Annotated in this window: 14 protein-coding genes; 8 read left to right on the top strand and 6 right to left on the bottom strand. The window is 66.0% G+C overall.

Features of this window, described 5'->3' with window-relative positions; all coding sequences use genetic code 11:
• Positions 1 to 26: 26 nt before the first annotated feature.
• The 4 genes from FJY88_06920 to FJY88_06905 all read right to left on the bottom strand — a co-directional run bounded on the left by FJY88_06920 (position 27) and on the right by FJY88_06905 (position 6001).
• Entirely contained in the window at positions 27 to 2189 is a 2163-nt protein-coding gene (locus tag FJY88_06920; GenBank protein MBM3287068.1) for an SAM-dependent DNA methyltransferase, read from the bottom strand.
• A gap of 191 nt (positions 2190 to 2380) precedes the next feature.
• Complete coding sequence (locus tag FJY88_06915; protein MBM3287067.1) at positions 2381 to 3223, bottom strand: MBL fold metallo-hydrolase; 843 nt, start codon at positions 3221 to 3223, stop codon at positions 2381 to 2383.
• A 19-nt stretch (positions 3224 to 3242) separates the two neighbouring features.
• Positions 3243 to 4565 carry a TldE/PmbA family protein gene (locus FJY88_06910; protein MBM3287066.1) on the bottom strand — a complete coding sequence of 441 codons (1323 nt, stop codon included), beginning with the start codon at positions 4563 to 4565 and terminating at the stop codon, positions 3243 to 3245.
• Between the two features lie 2 nt (positions 4566 to 4567).
• Positions 4568 to 6001 carry a TldD/PmbA family protein gene (locus FJY88_06905; GenBank protein MBM3287065.1) on the bottom strand — a complete coding sequence of 478 codons (1434 nt, stop codon included), beginning with the start codon at positions 5999 to 6001 and terminating at the stop codon, positions 4568 to 4570.
• A 179-nt stretch (positions 6002 to 6180) separates the two neighbouring features.
• On the opposite strand from FJY88_06905, the gene FJY88_06900 reads away from it, so the two are divergent.
• Positions 6181 to 6915 (top strand): hypothetical protein, encoded by a 735-nt coding sequence (locus tag FJY88_06900; protein MBM3287064.1) that lies wholly within the window; start codon positions 6181 to 6183, stop codon positions 6913 to 6915.
• Here the strand turns inward: FJY88_06900 and FJY88_06895 are convergent.
• Positions 6912 to 7943, bottom strand: a complete 1032-nt coding sequence (locus FJY88_06895; GenBank protein ID MBM3287063.1) for a fructose-bisphosphate aldolase class II — start codon at positions 7941 to 7943, stop codon at positions 6912 to 6914. The genes FJY88_06900 and FJY88_06895 overlap by 4 nt on opposite strands.
• Before the next feature lie 210 nt (positions 7944 to 8153).
• Here FJY88_06895 and FJY88_06890 point away from each other — a divergent pair, with 210 nt between their 5' ends.
• The 6 genes from FJY88_06890 to FJY88_06865 all read left to right on the top strand — a co-directional run bounded on the left by FJY88_06890 (position 8154) and on the right by FJY88_06865 (position 13947).
• On the top strand, positions 8154 to 9458 hold the full coding sequence (locus tag FJY88_06890; protein MBM3287062.1) for a hypothetical protein: 1305 nt from the start codon (positions 8154 to 8156) through the stop codon (positions 9456 to 9458).
• A gap of 221 nt (positions 9459 to 9679) precedes the next feature.
• Positions 9680 to 10204, top strand: coding sequence for a succinate dehydrogenase, cytochrome b556 subunit (sdhC, locus tag FJY88_06885; protein ID MBM3287061.1), 525 nt, complete (start codon positions 9680 to 9682; stop codon positions 10202 to 10204).
• Positions 10201 to 10590: a hypothetical protein gene (locus tag FJY88_06880; GenBank protein ID MBM3287060.1), complete on the top strand. Its 390-nt coding sequence runs from the start codon at positions 10201 to 10203 to the stop codon at positions 10588 to 10590. The genes sdhC and FJY88_06880 overlap by 4 nt, the downstream gene beginning before the upstream one ends.
• Positions 10587 to 12335 (top strand): succinate dehydrogenase flavoprotein subunit, encoded by a 1749-nt coding sequence (gene sdhA / locus FJY88_06875; GenBank protein ID MBM3287059.1) that lies wholly within the window; start codon positions 10587 to 10589, stop codon positions 12333 to 12335. Before FJY88_06880 ends, sdhA begins: the two co-directional genes overlap by 4 nt.
• A 9-nt stretch (positions 12336 to 12344) precedes the next feature.
• A complete protein-coding gene (locus FJY88_06870) occupies positions 12345 to 13049 on the top strand; it encodes a succinate dehydrogenase iron-sulfur subunit (protein ID MBM3287058.1) in 705 nt (234 codons plus the stop codon).
• Between the two features lie 49 nt (positions 13050 to 13098).
• Positions 13099 to 13947: a phosphatase PAP2 family protein gene (locus FJY88_06865; protein MBM3287057.1), complete on the top strand. Its 849-nt coding sequence runs from the start codon at positions 13099 to 13101 to the stop codon at positions 13945 to 13947.
• Here FJY88_06865 and FJY88_06860 read toward each other — a convergent pair.
• Positions 13913 to 14269: a hypothetical protein gene (locus FJY88_06860; protein ID MBM3287056.1), complete on the bottom strand. Its 357-nt coding sequence runs from the start codon at positions 14267 to 14269 to the stop codon at positions 13913 to 13915. The two genes, FJY88_06865 and FJY88_06860, sit on opposite strands and share 35 nt — an antisense overlap.
• Before the next feature lie 157 nt (positions 14270 to 14426).
• On the opposite strand from FJY88_06860, the gene FJY88_06855 reads away from it, so the two are divergent.
• Complete coding sequence (locus FJY88_06855) at positions 14427 to 15101, top strand: glycosyltransferase family 4 protein (protein MBM3287055.1); 675 nt, start codon at positions 14427 to 14429, stop codon at positions 15099 to 15101.
• Positions 15102 to 15143 lie beyond the last annotated feature (42 nt).

Raw genomic sequence — 15143 nt, 5'->3', positions numbered from 1 at the left:
CGGCAGTCCCGCGCAAGTGCCGACACTTACTGGAGGGTTCCACCAGATCCCGTCACCTCCCCCAGCATCCGGATGATGTCCCCCTCGATGGCCCGAATATCGGCCTCGATCTCCTCAAGGGGGCGGGGTGGCGTGTAGCGATAGAAGTAGCGGTTGAAGTTGATCTCGTAGCCGATCAGGCCGACGCGGCCATCCTTGGGATCGCGCCTGCTCGCGTCGATCCAGGCGTCCGGCACGTGCGGCTTGACCTCGCGGCCGAAGAAGGCGCGGACGCTGGCAGTGACACCCTCGGCATCCGCGGGATCGTCACCGGCCGGCAGCGGCACGCTCTCGGTGTCGCGCAGCTCGGGATCGGGCTCGGCATTGCCGTCCTTGCCGCGACAGATCGCGGCGCCCTCGTCGCGTTCCGAGAGGGCGGAGAAGATCGCCTTGCGGGCCGGCGCCTGCAGCTTCACCCCGGTTTTCCGCGCGGCGCTGTCGAGCGCGCGCTCGAACTCGTCGCGATCCTTGAACACCGCGTTCGGGAGGCCTCGTAGCAGCGAGCGAACCGCCTCCTGCAGCGCTCGCCCCTCGGCCTGCTCCTTGGCGCCCGCGGCCCCCTTCTTCTTCGACTGAGCGAGCGCCTGGAATCCCCGCTCTTCATCGAGGCGGGCGATCCGCTCGGTGCTCGCCTGGAAGTTGAGCCGCAGTGGCCGCTCGACCGTGATCTTTCGAAAGCCGAAGTGGGTGGTGGGGAAGACGCGGCTCATGACGACCTCTTCGTCCTTCCCATCCTTCGTGACGCGGCGCGTATCGCCATCCCGGAAGTCGGCGAGGATCCTGAGGATGTCCTGCGCCCGGTCCGCCGGAATCTCGCGGCGCTTGTCGCCCAGGCTCTTGCGCATCGGGATCCAGAACGAAGTGGCGTCGATGAGCTGGACCTTCCCCGCGCGCTCCGTCCTCTTGCGATTGGTGACGACCCACACGTAGGTGGCGATCCCGGTGTTGTAGAAGAGCTGCTCGGGCAGGGCGATCAGCGCCTCCAACAGATCGTTCTCCAGTATGAAGCGTCGAATCTCGCTTTCGCCGCTTCCCGCGTCGCCCGTGAAGAGTGGCGAGCCGTTCATGATGATCGCAATGCGCGAGCCGCCTTCCTTGGGATCCTTCGCGTGGGCGAGCATGTGCAACAGGAAGAGAAGCTGTCCATCGCTGATGCGGGGGAGTCCCGGGCCGAAGCGGCCTGCCGCGCCTCGCTCGTGCTCGGCGGTCACCGCATCCTCGTCGCGCTTCCAGTCCTTCCCGTAGGGTGGATTGGCGATCAGGTAGTCGAAGCTCTTGCCGGCGTGACGGTCATGGGACAGGGTGCTGCCGTATGCGATGTTGTCGGCGTCGCGCCCCGTCGGGTCCTTCATGAAGAGATCGGACTTCGAGACCGCCCAGGTCTCGGGATTCACTTCCTGCCCGAAGAGATGGATCTCGGCGTCCGGATTGATCGCGGGGCGGAGCGCCTCGCCATTCTTGCGCAGGCCGATGGTGATGTGCTCCTTGGTGATCATGAGCATACCGCCCGACCCGCAGCAGGGATCGTAGACCGTGCGGATCGCCTTCTTGGCGCGGATCTCCGACTCGTCCCCGGCCAGCATGAGATCGACCATCAGGTGGACGACGTCGCGCGGCGTGAAGTGCTCGCCGGGATTCTCGTTCAGCGCCTCGTTGAACTTCCGGATCAGCTCCTCGAAGATCATTCCCATCGTGGGGTTGTCGATCCTGTCCGGGTGCAAGTCCACGTTCTTGAACCGCTCGAGCACCTGGAACAGGAGGCCGCCCTCGTCGAGCTTGCTGATCGTGTTGTCGAAGTCGAACTTCTCCAGAACCTCCCGCATGTTGGGGCTGAAGCCCGCGATGTAGTTGCGCAGATTGGCGGCCAGATGGGGCGCGTCCGCGAGGAGCTTCTCTAAGTCGTAGCGTGAGGTGTTGTAGAAGGCGAAGCCCGCGACCTTGCGGAGCTGCGGGTCGAGGTTCTCGAGCTTCTTGCTGCGAAGCTCGGCCTGCTTGGCGAGGACCCTTTCCTTGGTCGGAGCCAGGACGCAGTCGAGGCGGCGCAGGACGGTCAGCGGGAGGATCACGTCCTGGTACTTGCCGCGCTTGAAGGTGTCGCGGATCAAGTCCGCGACACCCCAGAGGAAGCTGACGATTTCGGAGTGGTTCATCTTCGTGTCGTCGGATACATCGTTCCTGCTTCAGGCACTACGGCACTCCTGCGCAGGACGGTTGGAGACTTAATATACATGAGAACCAGGCGCACTCAAGCCTCAACTCGCGCGAACCTTCTGAGGTTGCCCGCCAGGAGGTTGAAACCTATCGTCAGGGGCGTCCAGGACCGCTTGCCCGCGAGGCTTGGTCACACCACAATCACCCGGCTCGCCTTGCTCGCGTCCCTCCCGATCCTGTAGGTGCGATGAAGGTGAGGGGCGGGAAGCCCGTCGCGCGCGAGCAGGCCGCGGATGACCCGCATCGCGTGCTCCGACTCGTTGTTGTCCTGGCGGGGGTCGTGGTGGTTTTCGCTGACGTGGCCGATGAAGACATGCGCGGAGCCATCATCGAGAATCTCGCTCAGGATCTGCGCGCACTGGCTGTTCGACAAGTGCCCCATCTCGCTCGCCACCCACTCGAGGTAGCGCCAGTCGCCCGCGAAGCCCGGATCGGAGAGCTTGTCGCGAAGGACCTCCTCGTCGTAGTTCGCCTCGAGGACGATCGCGTCCACTCCTTTCAGCGCCGCGACCAGCCCGCGGGTCGGCTTGCCGAGGTCGGTCACCACGCCGACCCTTCTCCCCCGGTTCTTGAAGAGATAGGCGACGGTCCTTCCGTCGCGCGCCGGGAAGCCGTGGGACGTGTCGAGCGCGCGGACCTCGATGTCTCCGACATGGTCGGGGATCGGCATCGTCTCGCGGAGTCGCTTCCAGGATGTCCAGCGGTCGCGCGACCGGATCGCCCTCGCGGTCGATGGATCGACGTGGACGGGGATCCCATAGCGGGCGTTCAACGTCCCGGCGCATCGGTAGTGATCGGTGTGGGCGTGAGTGATCAGAATCGCGTCGATCTCCGCAGGATCGACCTCGATCGAGGCGAGCCGCGCCTCGACCTCGCGGGCGGAGGTCCCGCAGTCCACGAGGATCGAAGTCCTCTCGGAAGCGATGTAGGTCGCGTTTCCGGAGCTCCCGCTTGCGAGCGAGCAGATTCTCACCGCGAATCCATCCCGCGGGTCAGAGCGTGAACGTGAAGTCCTCGATCAGCGCGCCGGGGACCCTGCCGCTTCCCACCGACCGCGACTCGTACGTGTACGCGTCGAGGATCATCTCGGTCCGATCGGTGAGGCCGACCAGCTTCTCGCCCAGCATCCGGTAGGTGGTCTCGTCGAAGCGCATGACCGATAACGGCGCGGCGATCTTGCCGTTCTCGACCCAGAGGGTCGCGAAGCGGGTCATCCCTGTGATCCTGCACGCCGGCCGGTCGGAGTAGTTCAGGTACCAGAGATTGCTGACGTAGACGCCCGTGCCGAGACGCGAGAGCGCCTCCGCCGCGGGGATCGTCCCGGGCTGCATGTCGAGCGACTCGGGCATCTCGATGTCGGAGGCCCCATTCGTCGGGACCCCGTACTCCTTGGCCGAGCGGGGCGAGGCCAGCGAATTGGCGTAGCGTCCCTTCTCGATCAGCGCCACATGCGGGGGCTTGATGAACCCCTGCGCCTGGAAGTCGGGAGCGACTCCCTTGGCCGTGTTCTCGAGGATCGTGACCGATTCGTGAAGACGCGCTTCGCCGTCGATCATCTTGAGGAAGCAGCTCTGCCGGGTCTTGTTGTCCTTGAGCCCGAACCCGCTCCAGCAGAGCGTCCCGAGGAGCTCGTAGAGGGCGTTGGGGGTCAGATAGACGCGGTACTTCCCCGGCTGGATCACCTTGGGGGGCAGCGCGAGAACCTCGAGCTGCCGCGCCGCCTCGGCGACCTTGGTCTCGAAGGCCTTCTGGTCCCAGGCGAAGCCCGCGTAGGAGCACTTCACCGCCTTGTCGCCCGCGTGATAGAAGCTCCAGTCGAAGTTGAAGCTGTGATTCGCGTACCAGTTCCGCTGACCGAAGGAGTTTGCGAAGCCTGCGAAGATCCCGCCGGCCGCATAGATCCCCACCAGGTCGCGCCCCCGCCCGGCCGCGAGGATCGCGTCCGTGGCCTCCGCGGGGGAGGGGAGCGTGCTCTCCTGGATCCGCTCGCCCGAGCGGACCTCGGTCGAATAGAGCAGGTGCGGATCCTCGGGAAGATGCGGAATCGCGTCGCGCAGCTTCTGCGCGAGGTCGGCGACCCTGCCCTTGTCTGCGGCCGGGTCGCCGGACAATCCGATCGTGCCGGAGGCATGCCGCGATCCCGAGATCAGATCGATGAACAGGTGGCGCTGGGTCACGCGGCCCGGCTGCCGGATCGCGCTCTTGTTGAAGCGGACGAAATCGGAGACCTCGCCCGAGAAGTAGCAGGTGTAGACCTCGCCCCCGCGCATCAGGGACGTCAAGTGATCGGCAAGCTCATAGAACGCCTGTTGCATCGTCATTCTCCTCCGAAGACGTCAACGCCAGCGAAGAGGCAGGCAGGCGCGGCATGCCCCACGCGGACCATCTGATTCGGCTCCCCCTTGCCGCAATAGGGGGTCCCCATGATCTGCAGGGTGGAGGCGTTGGCGACCAGTTTGAGGTTTCGCCAGAAGGTCGCCGAGATCCCGCGGTAGTTCGGGTTCTTGAGGAGGGTCGTGAGTTTCCCCTTCTCGATCCGCCTGGCCCACTCGCAGCCGAACTGGAACTTGTTGCGCGAGTCGTCGATCGACCAGGAGCGGTTCGCCTTCATGTAGACGCCGTCCTCCACGGCGGCGATCATCTGCTCGAGCGTCGAGTCGCCCGGCTCCAGGTTGAGATTCGCCATCCGGTCGATCGGCGGGCGGTTCCAGCCCGATGCGCGCGCGTTCGCCACGCCGGGAATCCCGGAGCGGCCGCGCGAGGTCGTCCCGCCGAGGGCGCGCACGAGGATCCCGTCCTTGATGATGAACTCGCGCTTCGCCGGCTGCCCCTCGTCGTCGAATCCGTAGGTCGCGAACTGCTCCCTGCGCGAGGGATCGAACGTGATGTTCAGTAGCTTCGACCCGTACTGATAGGTGCCGATCATCTCGGGCGTGACGAAGCTCGTCCCCGCGTAGTTGCGCTCGTCTCCCAGGATCCGGTCCAGCTCGAGCGGATGCCCGATCGACTCGTGGATCTGCAGGATCATCTGATCGGGATCGAGAAGGAGATCGAGCTTGCCCGACGGGCAGTTGGGCGCATCGAGCAGGGCCAGAGCCTCGGTCGCGATCTGCGGCGCCAGCTCGCGGAAGCGGACCGTCTCGAGAACCTCAAGGCCGCCCTGCTGGCAGTATCCGCGCCCGCCGAGCGTGCGCGTCTGCGTCTCGGTCCCCTTGTTGGCGGTGGCGCTCAGAACGGGGATCAGGTGGAAGAGCCTCTGCGTCGCCTCGCTGCCGTCGGCGGCGATGAACCGGCTCTCGGCCTCCGTGTACCAGAAGGATGCGACACTATCGACGATCTTCTCTTCCGTCCGCAGGCGCTTGCACTCCTGCCGCAGGATGTCCATCTTCTGCGCCATCGGCATCGATTGCCACGGCGCGCGGACCGGCGTCTCGTAGTGGCCCGTGGGGTGAGGCTGCTCGATGGCCGTGAAGTTCGTGACCGCGCGCCCGGCGCTGCGCTTGGCCCACTCGGTCGCATCCTCGACCGCCCGCCGCAGTCCCTCCCTGGATAGATCGCTTGTCGCGGCATAACCGAGGCCTCCGCGGTCGATGACCGTCACCATCCCCCCGATGTCCTCGCGGAAGACGACCGGCTGCGGGATCTCGTGGCGGACCATGAGTTGCTCGCTCGCCTCCCGGAGCACGCGCAGCGAGCAGAAGTCGACAGCGGGAGCCACCTCCCGGAACAGCTTCTTGATGTCGGTGTGCAGGGTGCACCTCCTTGTTGGAATCGCCCCAAACGGAGCGAGGATACCACAGGCGATGGGGTTGGGGAGGATCAAGTCTTGCCGTCAGGTCTTGCCGGGGCCAGACTGGACCGCCGTGCGCGCATCTGCGACACTCGACGAGTCCGTGAGACGGACAAGATACCGCGTGGAAGGAAGCAAGCATGTGCAGGATGATCGCGGCCGCCGGCGAGTTCGAGCCCCGCGCCCTTCGCGAGGCCCTCATCAGGATGGCCGCCAACGACAATCCGGCCCACACGCACGAGAAGAGACGCCTTGGCGCCGAGCATCGCCATGAGGACGGGTGGGGCGCCGCGTGGACGGAGAGAGGAGAGATCCGCGTTCGCAGGAGCCCCTTATCGTGTCTCGCGGACCCTTCCGTCCACGATCTCGACGCGATCGAGACCGACCTCATGCTCCTGCACGCCAGGCGGGCGTCCAAGAAGGGGAGCGTGCGGCTCGCGAACACGCATCCTTTCCGCGCGACCCATGCCGGTCGGGACTGGGCCTTCTGCCACAACGGCGTCGTCGATGACCTCGGCCCCCTGCGAGCCGCCCCCGGCCTCGCGCCGGAGGGGGGAACCGACTCGGAGGTCCTGTTTCATCACATCCTGAGCCAGCTCGATCCGCGCGATCTGGAGTCATCGGTCCTGCGGTCGCTGGAGCCGGTTCGGGACTACACCTCGATGCACAGCCTTCTCATGGACGCCGGCTCGATCCTGGCCGTGGCGATGCGGCATCCGACCAAGGGGGTCCGCCGCTACCACGCCCTGTGGGAAGGCTCGGGGGCCGGCCTGCGCGTGGTGTCTTCCGAGCCCGTCGATGGAATCGCCGGCCTCGCCCGCGCCGACTGGCGGGAAATCCCCGCACCCGGGACGGTTCTGTTGAGGAGGTTCTAGCGCCCCATCGTCACGTAGCGGCGCGCCATATCATCGAGGGAGACGACCTTGATCCCGCCCGCGTGTCCCGCCTGGCCGAAGGCGATCATTCGCTCCTCGCAGACTCTCTGCATCGCCTCCCTCGCCGGCTTCAGATAGGAGCGCGGGTCGAACTCGGCCGGCTTCTCCGCGAAGACCTTGCGGATCGCGCCGGTGATCGCCAGGCGATTGTCGGTGTCTACGTTGATCTTGCGGACGCCGTTTCGGATCCCCTCCTGGATCTCCTCCACGGGAACTCCATAGGTTTCGGGGATCTGTCCGCCGTATCGATTGATGATGTCGATCAGCTCCTTCGGCACGCTCGATGAGCCGTGCATCACCATGTGGCAGTTCGGGAGCCTGCGATGGATCTCCTTGATGATGCCGATCTTCAGGACCTCGCCGGTCGGGCGCTGCTTGAACTTGTAGGCGCCGTGGCTCGTTCCGATGGCGACCGCGAGCGCGTCCACGCCTGTCTCCGCGACGAACTGCTCCGCCTGCGCCGGGTCGGTGAGATGAGCGAGCGCCTCGTCCCCGGTGAGCCCCGCGCCGTGTCCGTCCTCGATCCCGCCCAGCGTTCCGAGTTCTCCCTCCACCGTCACGCCCCGCCTGTGGGCATACTCCACCACCTTGCGCGTGGTCTCCACATTGTAGGAGTAGGGGGCCGGCGACTTGCCGTCCTCGAGAAGCGAGCCGTCCATCATGCAGCTCGTGAATCCCTGCTCGATCGCCGAGAAGCAGACCTCAGGGCTCGTGCCGTGGTCCTGATGCATCGCGACCGGAATCGCCGGATAGAGTTCGGCGGCCGCGAGCATCAGATGCCGCAGGTAGTTGTCCTGGGAGTAGGAGCGCGCCCCGCGCGACGCCTGGATGATGACTGGCGACTCCGTCTTCTGCGCGGCGGCCATGATGGCCTGGATCTGCTCCATGTTGTTGACGTTGAAGGCGCCCACCCCGTATCCATGCTCGGCGGCGTGATCAAGAAGCACTCGCATCGGTAAGAGCGGCATTCAGTCCTCCTTGTGACGCGCGGCCTGTCCGGGCGGCGCGCCACCAGATCGTGGATCTTGCACCATCGAACTCAAGAGGATCGTGGATCCGAGGGAGATCGTCAAGGGCGCGACGGAGATCGTCGAACCTGCGGCGACGGTATCGGGGCGTTGACCGGCCATGCGTCAGGCGCATACTCTCATTGGAGGACAGGGGTGGGGGGGCTCGCCATGGCAGACCATTGTCTTCCCCGGACTGCGTTCTTCCATTCCTCCTTGGGCGCTCTGTCTCTGCTCGTCATCGCTCTCGGTCTGACTCTGTTCTCATGTGAGAAGGCCGAGAATACGAAGCTCTCCACGGCCCCCGATTCCCCCAGGGAGGACATGATCCCTCCGGCCGCGCCCCGGCTCACCGTGGACGCATTCACCGACTCTTCGGTCACATTCATCTGGACCGCTCCGGGCGACGATGGGAGCGCCGGTACTGCATCGCAGTACGACATGCGCCGTTCGAACGTCGCGATCACGGACCAGGCCTGGGACTCCGCGGCCAGAGTCTCACCGATGCCGGCGCCCAAGGCGGCGGGCGCCGCGGAGACATTGACAGTCAGTGGTCTCTCTTCCGTGACGACCTACTATTTCGCGATGAAGGCCGCCGACGAAGCGCGGAACTGGTCGCCGCTCTCGAACGTGATCTCGGAGACCCTCCCCGAACGGGGCCTTGTGCGGCTCACCCAGGGCAAGGAGTTCAACACGACTCCCGACTGGTCGCCCGACGGCCACTCGATCGCCTTCGTGGAAAACCACCTCGGCGACACCGCCGACAACCTGGTCGTGATCCCGGCGGGTGGCGGCCCCGCGGACCTGATCGCCAGCCTGCCCGGTCTCATGACCCCCGATTGGTCGCCCGACGGCCTGCGCATCGCCTTCGCGGCGGCGAACCCTGGCCCCGGATTGGTCTGGAATCTGTGGTCCGTCATCCCGGGCGGCGATCCGATGAAGCTCACCGACGATCTCGCCGCCGATTCGTATCCCGACTGGTCGCCCGACGGATCGAGGATCGTCTTCTGCTCCGACCGCGGCGGGCACATGGACATCTGGGTACTGGTTCTCGCGACGCACACCTACACCCAGATCACGGACGATTCCATCTACGATTTCGCCCCGGCATGGTCTCCCGATGGAAGCAGGATCGCCTACTGCTCGTGGAAGAGCGGGAATTCCGACATCTGGGTGGTCCCGGCCGGCGGAGGCTCGGCGGTGCAGCTCACCGACACGAGCGAGTTCGAGGGAGATCCCTGCTGGTCCCCCGACGGAAGCCGGATCGCCTACCACAAGCACACGCGAGACGATCTGGGCGCCGTGATCGCCGGCGACATCTGGATCGTCCCGTCCGCCGGAGGCGCCGCGACCCGCGCAACCATCCGTCCCGGGCTCGATTTCTCGCCCTCCTGGTCCCCCGACGGCGCCCGCATCGTCTTCGCCTCCGATCGCATGGGGAGTACTGACATCTGGATCGTGGAAGTCGGCCCGTAGCGGGCCGCGGCGCTCTTTGTCGCGCTGTGGCCCGCTTTCGCTCGCTGAGGGACAGGGCGCGAGCTGCGCGGGCCAGCAGCGCTCCACTGGAGCGTCCGGGGGCCCCGACCGGTTCCCGAAGCCCCGCGCCGCGAACGCGAACCTAGCGGGGCGGAGGGAACCGTCGGGGTCCACCTTCCTCGCGGCGCGCCTGCTCGCTTCCCGCATACAGCCAAGCGCGTATGGCCACAACGCAGCTTGCGTTCATCTTCACGATTAGTTTCCCGAGCGAATACGGAGTTGAAGAGACCCCGCGGCAAGGGCATGATCTATGCGCTGCTCGTGTTGACGCGGCGTCGGCGCGGGGACAAGCGGGAGGGACGATGCGCTACCGTTGGCATCTCGGATACGTGGCCTGGATCTTGAACCGGGTCACGGGGATCGCGATCACCGCGTACCTCGCGATCCACATATGGGTGATCCATCACCTCACGCAGGGGCCTGAGGGCTTCGACAAGGTGATGGGATTCGTCCAGCAACCCCTCTTCAAGCTCGGCGAGATCGGACTGCTCGGGATCATCCTCTATCATGCGATGAACGGCATCCGGATCCTGATCGTCGAGTGGGGACGGGGGGCGCTCTACCAGAAGAAGCTCTTCTGGTGGGTGATGGCGATCGGGGTCGCGCTCTTCATCTTCGGCGCCTATCCGATTCTGCTCTCGGCTTTTCATGGCGGCGGCCATTCGATCGGGGAGGTGATCCGATGACGAGGGATCGAGGTGTCGGCTCCGGCGGGCTGATGGGGTGGTTCCTCCAGAGGCTCACCGGGATCCTATTGCTTCCGGTCGTGATCACGCACTTGCTGGTCACGCACTACGCCTTCGGCAATCCCGCGCGGGGTGCGATGGAGGTCGAGTACGCGAGCGTGGCGGCCCGTCTCGCGAGCCCGTGGTGGAAGTTGATCGACATCACCTTCCTCATCGTTGTCCTCTTCCATGGTTTGCGCGGAGTCTGGGTGGTTCTTCAGGAGTCGGTCCACAAGCCCTGGGCGCGGGTCGCGCTCTACAGCCTCGCCCTGATTCTGGGAGTGGGCCTTGCGGTGCTGGGAACGGTCACGATCCTTCCGTTCCGCGCGCCTGCGGGGGTCCGATGATCGCCCCGAGCGAGCGCCACCGGCACGACGTGGTGGTTGTGGGCGCCGGCATCGCCGGACTCTACGCCGCCTTGAAGGCGAGCGAGCACTTCGACACCGCGGTCCTCTCCAAGGTTTTCCCGACCCGCTCCCACTCGGGCGCCGCCCAGGGAGGGTGCGCCGCGTCGCTGGGGAACATGCAGGAGGACAACTGGGAGTGGCACCTCTTCGACACGGTTCGCGGCAGCGACTATCTCGGCGACCAGGACGCGCAGGAAGTCCTGGTCCGCGAGGCGGTCCCCGTCATGTATGAGATGGAGCATCTGGGAGTCCCGTTCTCGAGGACCCCGGACGGGAAGATCGCGCAGCGTCCCTTCGGCGGGCACTACGCGGACTTCGGGAAGGGGGACATCGCGCGCTCCTGCTACGCGGCCGACCGCACCGGTCACGCGCAGCTCCACACGCTCTATGAGCAGTGCGTCAAGCGCGGCGTGCGCTTCTACACCGAGTTCTACGTGACCCAGCTCATCGTGAGAGACGGCGCGTGTCTCGGTGTCGTCGCGTGGGACCTGACCAATGGCGGGCTCCATATCTTCCATTCGCGGGCAACGATGCTGGCTACCGGCGGCTACGCCCGCGCCTGGCAGATCACTACGAACGCGCACGCGAACACGGGCGACGGCCTCTCGCACATCCTGCGCGCGGGCTTGCCGCTCGAGGACATGGAGTTCGTCCAGTTCCATCCTACGGGGCTCTACCCGCATGGGATCCTGATTTCCGAGGCTGCACGCGGCGAGGGCGGCTATCTCGTGAACGACAAGGGCGAGCGCTTCATGGAGCGCTACGCGAAAGCCAAGATGGAGCTGGCGCCCCGAGATGTAGTCTCTCGCGCGGAGCAGACCGAGATCGATGAGGGGCGCGGGATCGGTGGAAGGCCGTATCTGTTCTGCGATCTGCGCCACCTGGGCGCGGCCAAGATCCACGAGGTCCTTCCGCAGATTCATGAGCTGGCGCTCAAGTTCTGTGGCGTCGATTGCGTGAAGGACCCGATACCGATCCAGCCGACGGCCCACTACTCGATGGGCGGAATCCCGACCGGGCTGGACACCGCGGTCTATGCCGACGAGAAGAAGACGCCCGTTCCCGGCCTCTTCGCCTCCGGCGAGTGCGCCTGCGTTTCAGTCCACGGCGCGAATCGACTGGGGACCAACTCGACCCTGGAGTGCGCGGTCTATGGGCGCCTCGGCGGGATCGCGATGGTCGACTGGCTGCGCGCGCAGCGGAGCGAGCCGCCGCCCCTCCCCGAAGGCCCGGATGCGGCCTCGCGCGCCGAGATCGAGCATCTCTTCTCCGGAGGGGGCGGGGAGTCGGACGCCGAGATACGGCAAGCGCTGCAGGTCGGCATGACGGCCCGCTGCGGCATCTACAGGAACGCCGCCGATCTGGAGAAGCAGCTCGCCGAGGTGAAGAGCCTCCGCGAGCGTTACGGCAAGGTCCGCGTGTCGGACAGGAGCCTTCGCGTCAACACGGAGCTGATCGAGGCCATCGAGCTCGGCCACATGCTCGACTTCAGCCTCACCATCGTGACGGGAGCGATCGCGCGAAAGGAATGCCGCGGAGCGCACTGGCGCACCGATCATCCGTGGCGCGACGACAAGGACTGGCTCAAGCACACTTTCAGCTGGCTGGAGGAGAACGGAAGCGTGCGGCTGGCCTATCGGCCGGTCACGATCACCCGCTTTCAGCCTCAAGAGCGGAAGTACTAGGAGGCCGGGATGAAAAGGACCTTCCGGATCTGGCGGACGGACCCGAGCGATCCCGCCAAGGGCGCGCTCAAGGAATACGAGATCGAGGTGCAGGAGGCGTGGACGGTCCTGGACGCCCTCAACGAGATCAAGTGGCGCCACGACGGCTCGCTCGCTTTCCGCAGATCGTGCCGGCACGGGATCTGCGGCTCCTGCGCGATGACGATCGACGGGAAGAACACGCTCGCATGCGAGCTGCAGGTCTCCGCCTGCAAGGGGAAGGTCGTCACGGTGGAACCGCTCCGTTCCTTCCCGGTACTGCGCGATCTGGTCGTGGACCAGACCGACTTCTTCGCGCGCTACGAGACGGTCAAACCCTATCTCATCTGTTCGAAGCAGGCTCCGACCGACAAGGAGAGGAAGCAGAGCCCCGAGGATCGGAAGCTCATCGACGGGACCTGGGAGTGCATCCTCTGCGGCGCCTGCACGTCGTCGTGCCCCGTTTACTGGAGCAGCTCGCAGTTCCTGGGCCCGGCCGCCCTGCTCAAGGCCTACCGGTACGTCTTCGACACCAGGGACGAGGGGTTCGGCGACAGGCTGCAGGCGCTCGACAGCAAGCACGGCCTGTGGAGGTGCCACACGATCTTCAACTGCGTGGAGGCCTGTCCGAAGGCGCTCAACCCGACCGAGGCGATCGTGAAGCTGCGGCGGAAGGTCCTGACGGAGAGGATCTGATGGCGGCGCGTCAGAGGGCCGCTCCCGGGAAAACGCCCGGGAGCGGCCTTTGCGCGTCGTCGACACCGACCTCCGGGGACGCGGCCGGCCTGGCGTTCGCATGCGCCGCCGCTCGCGCGCTCCGGCCCGACGAGCCCCGAGGGGAGAGGATCGGCCCATGACCGCAGGCCTTGGCCTGAGAGCGCATCCCCGACTGATCGAGTTCTTCGCAGTGTGCGCAGGCCTCCTTCTCCTCTCGGCGGCGGTTCTCGCTTTCGACCTGGATCTGCGCGTATCGAGCCTGTTTCACGACGAGACGAGCGATCCGTCGTGGTGCGGAAAGGGGCAAGCGCTGTGGGATGCGGTCTATCGGTACGGCGTCTGGCCAGCCAACGCGACTGCCATCGGCGCCGCTCTCCTCGCGATCCTGTCGATCTTCCTTGCGCGGCTTCGCGTTCATCGTCGGGACTGCCTGCTCTTGGTCCTGACTCTCCTCGTGGGCCCCGGACTCCTGGTCAACGCCATCCTCAAGGAGGAGACGGGACGTCCCCGCCCGCGCGACATCGTCGAGTTCGGAGGAGCGGAGGCGTTTCATCCCGTGGGCCGGATCGATCTGGACGGGGAAGGGAGAGCCTTCCCGAGCGGGCACGCGTCGATGGGCTTCTACTTCACGAGCGTCTACCTGGCGCTTCGCAGGAACCGACGCTCAGGCGCGCGCGCCGGAGCGCGCGTTGCGCTCGGCGGCTCCCTCTTCGCGGGCGGTCTTCTCGGACTCCAGCGGATCGCCGTCGGAGCCCACTTCCTCTCCGATATCATCTGGTCCGGGGGGATCGTCTACCTTGCCGCCCTCGGCCTCGATTCGCTACTGGGCAAGTTCCGCTGGGCTACTCCGGCGCCCCCGCGTCCACCCACGCGATGATCGTGTTCTGCTGCGTCTGAGGAAGAGGACCGGCAGGCGGCATTGTCCGCTCGACGCCCGCGCGCGCCTTCACCCTCGAGCGGAGATTGAAGGCCCTCTGGTAGGTGTCGAGAGGCGCGCCGCCGTACATCTGGCCGCCGGGGTAGTGACAGGAGCAACCGGACTGGAGGATCGGCTGGATGTCGGCCGTGTAGGTCGGCGTCTGGTTGTTGTTGTCGTCCGGCTGCGTCGTCTTCTTGCCGTCGTCTCCGCATCCCGGGATGAGAAGCGCGGCCGCGATCAGGATCGCCAAGGGCGGACCGGCCATGAATGTGCGAGTCACTCCTGTGCTCCTCCTGCTCCGGATTCGAATGCTGGTATCATGCGGTTCGTCGAGCACCGTTGCCGCAACATCGGCGATCGGATCTAGCTGACCATCATCGGAGGTGGCGGCGAATGGGTCAAGGCCGACAAGAGAGCGACCAGATGAGGATTCCGAGATGAGAATCGGACTGCTCAGTTCATGGCCATGGGACCTGGCGCGCGGGAGCGGGACCGCCCGCTTCCTGCTCGATCTGGAGCGGGCCCTCTCGCGGGAGGGCGCCGGCGTGACCCGGATCGACGCGGACCTGGATCCGGCGGATTATGCCGCTTTCGTCGAAGGGCGCATCGCCTGGAATCGCGACTTGGCGCTCGACCCACGTCTCCGCGGTCTGGATGTTCTCTTCGCCCTGGATCTCGACGGTTTCGAGTTGCCGCCGCCTCCGGCGGGCCCTCCGAAAGTGGTCTGTCCGCAGGCCGTCTTCGCGGATCTGGCGGGGACCGAGCCCGAGCCGTACCGCGGGCTTCTCCTTCGCCAGGCCGAAGCGGAGAGGAGGAATGTCCGCTCGGCCGCAGCGCTGATCACGCCGAGCCGGTATGCCGCCGAGGGAATCGTCCGCGCCTACCGGGCCGATCCGTCAAAGGTCCGCGTGATCCCGCACGGGTTCGATGTCGAGGAGTGGCAGACGATGGTCGAGAGTGATGGGAGATTGCGCCATCCTCGTCGCGCCCGACGATCCAGCGGCCCTTGCGGAGGCCATCGACAGGGTCCTCTCCGCGACCCCGCTCCGCGCGGCGCTGCGGGAAGCGGGGTCGCGGCGGGTTCGAAAGTACGACTGGCAAGAGACGGCTAGGAGCTATCTGGCTGTGGCCCAAGCCGTTACCTAGATCACTAT

The organism is Candidatus Eisenbacteria bacterium (assembly GCA_016867495.1).
Taxonomy (GTDB): Bacteria; Eisenbacteria; RBG-16-71-46; order CAIMUX01; family VGJL01; genus VGJL01.
The sequence above is the reverse complement of the archived record's forward strand: the minus strand, read 5'-3'. Positions and strand labels throughout refer to the sequence as shown.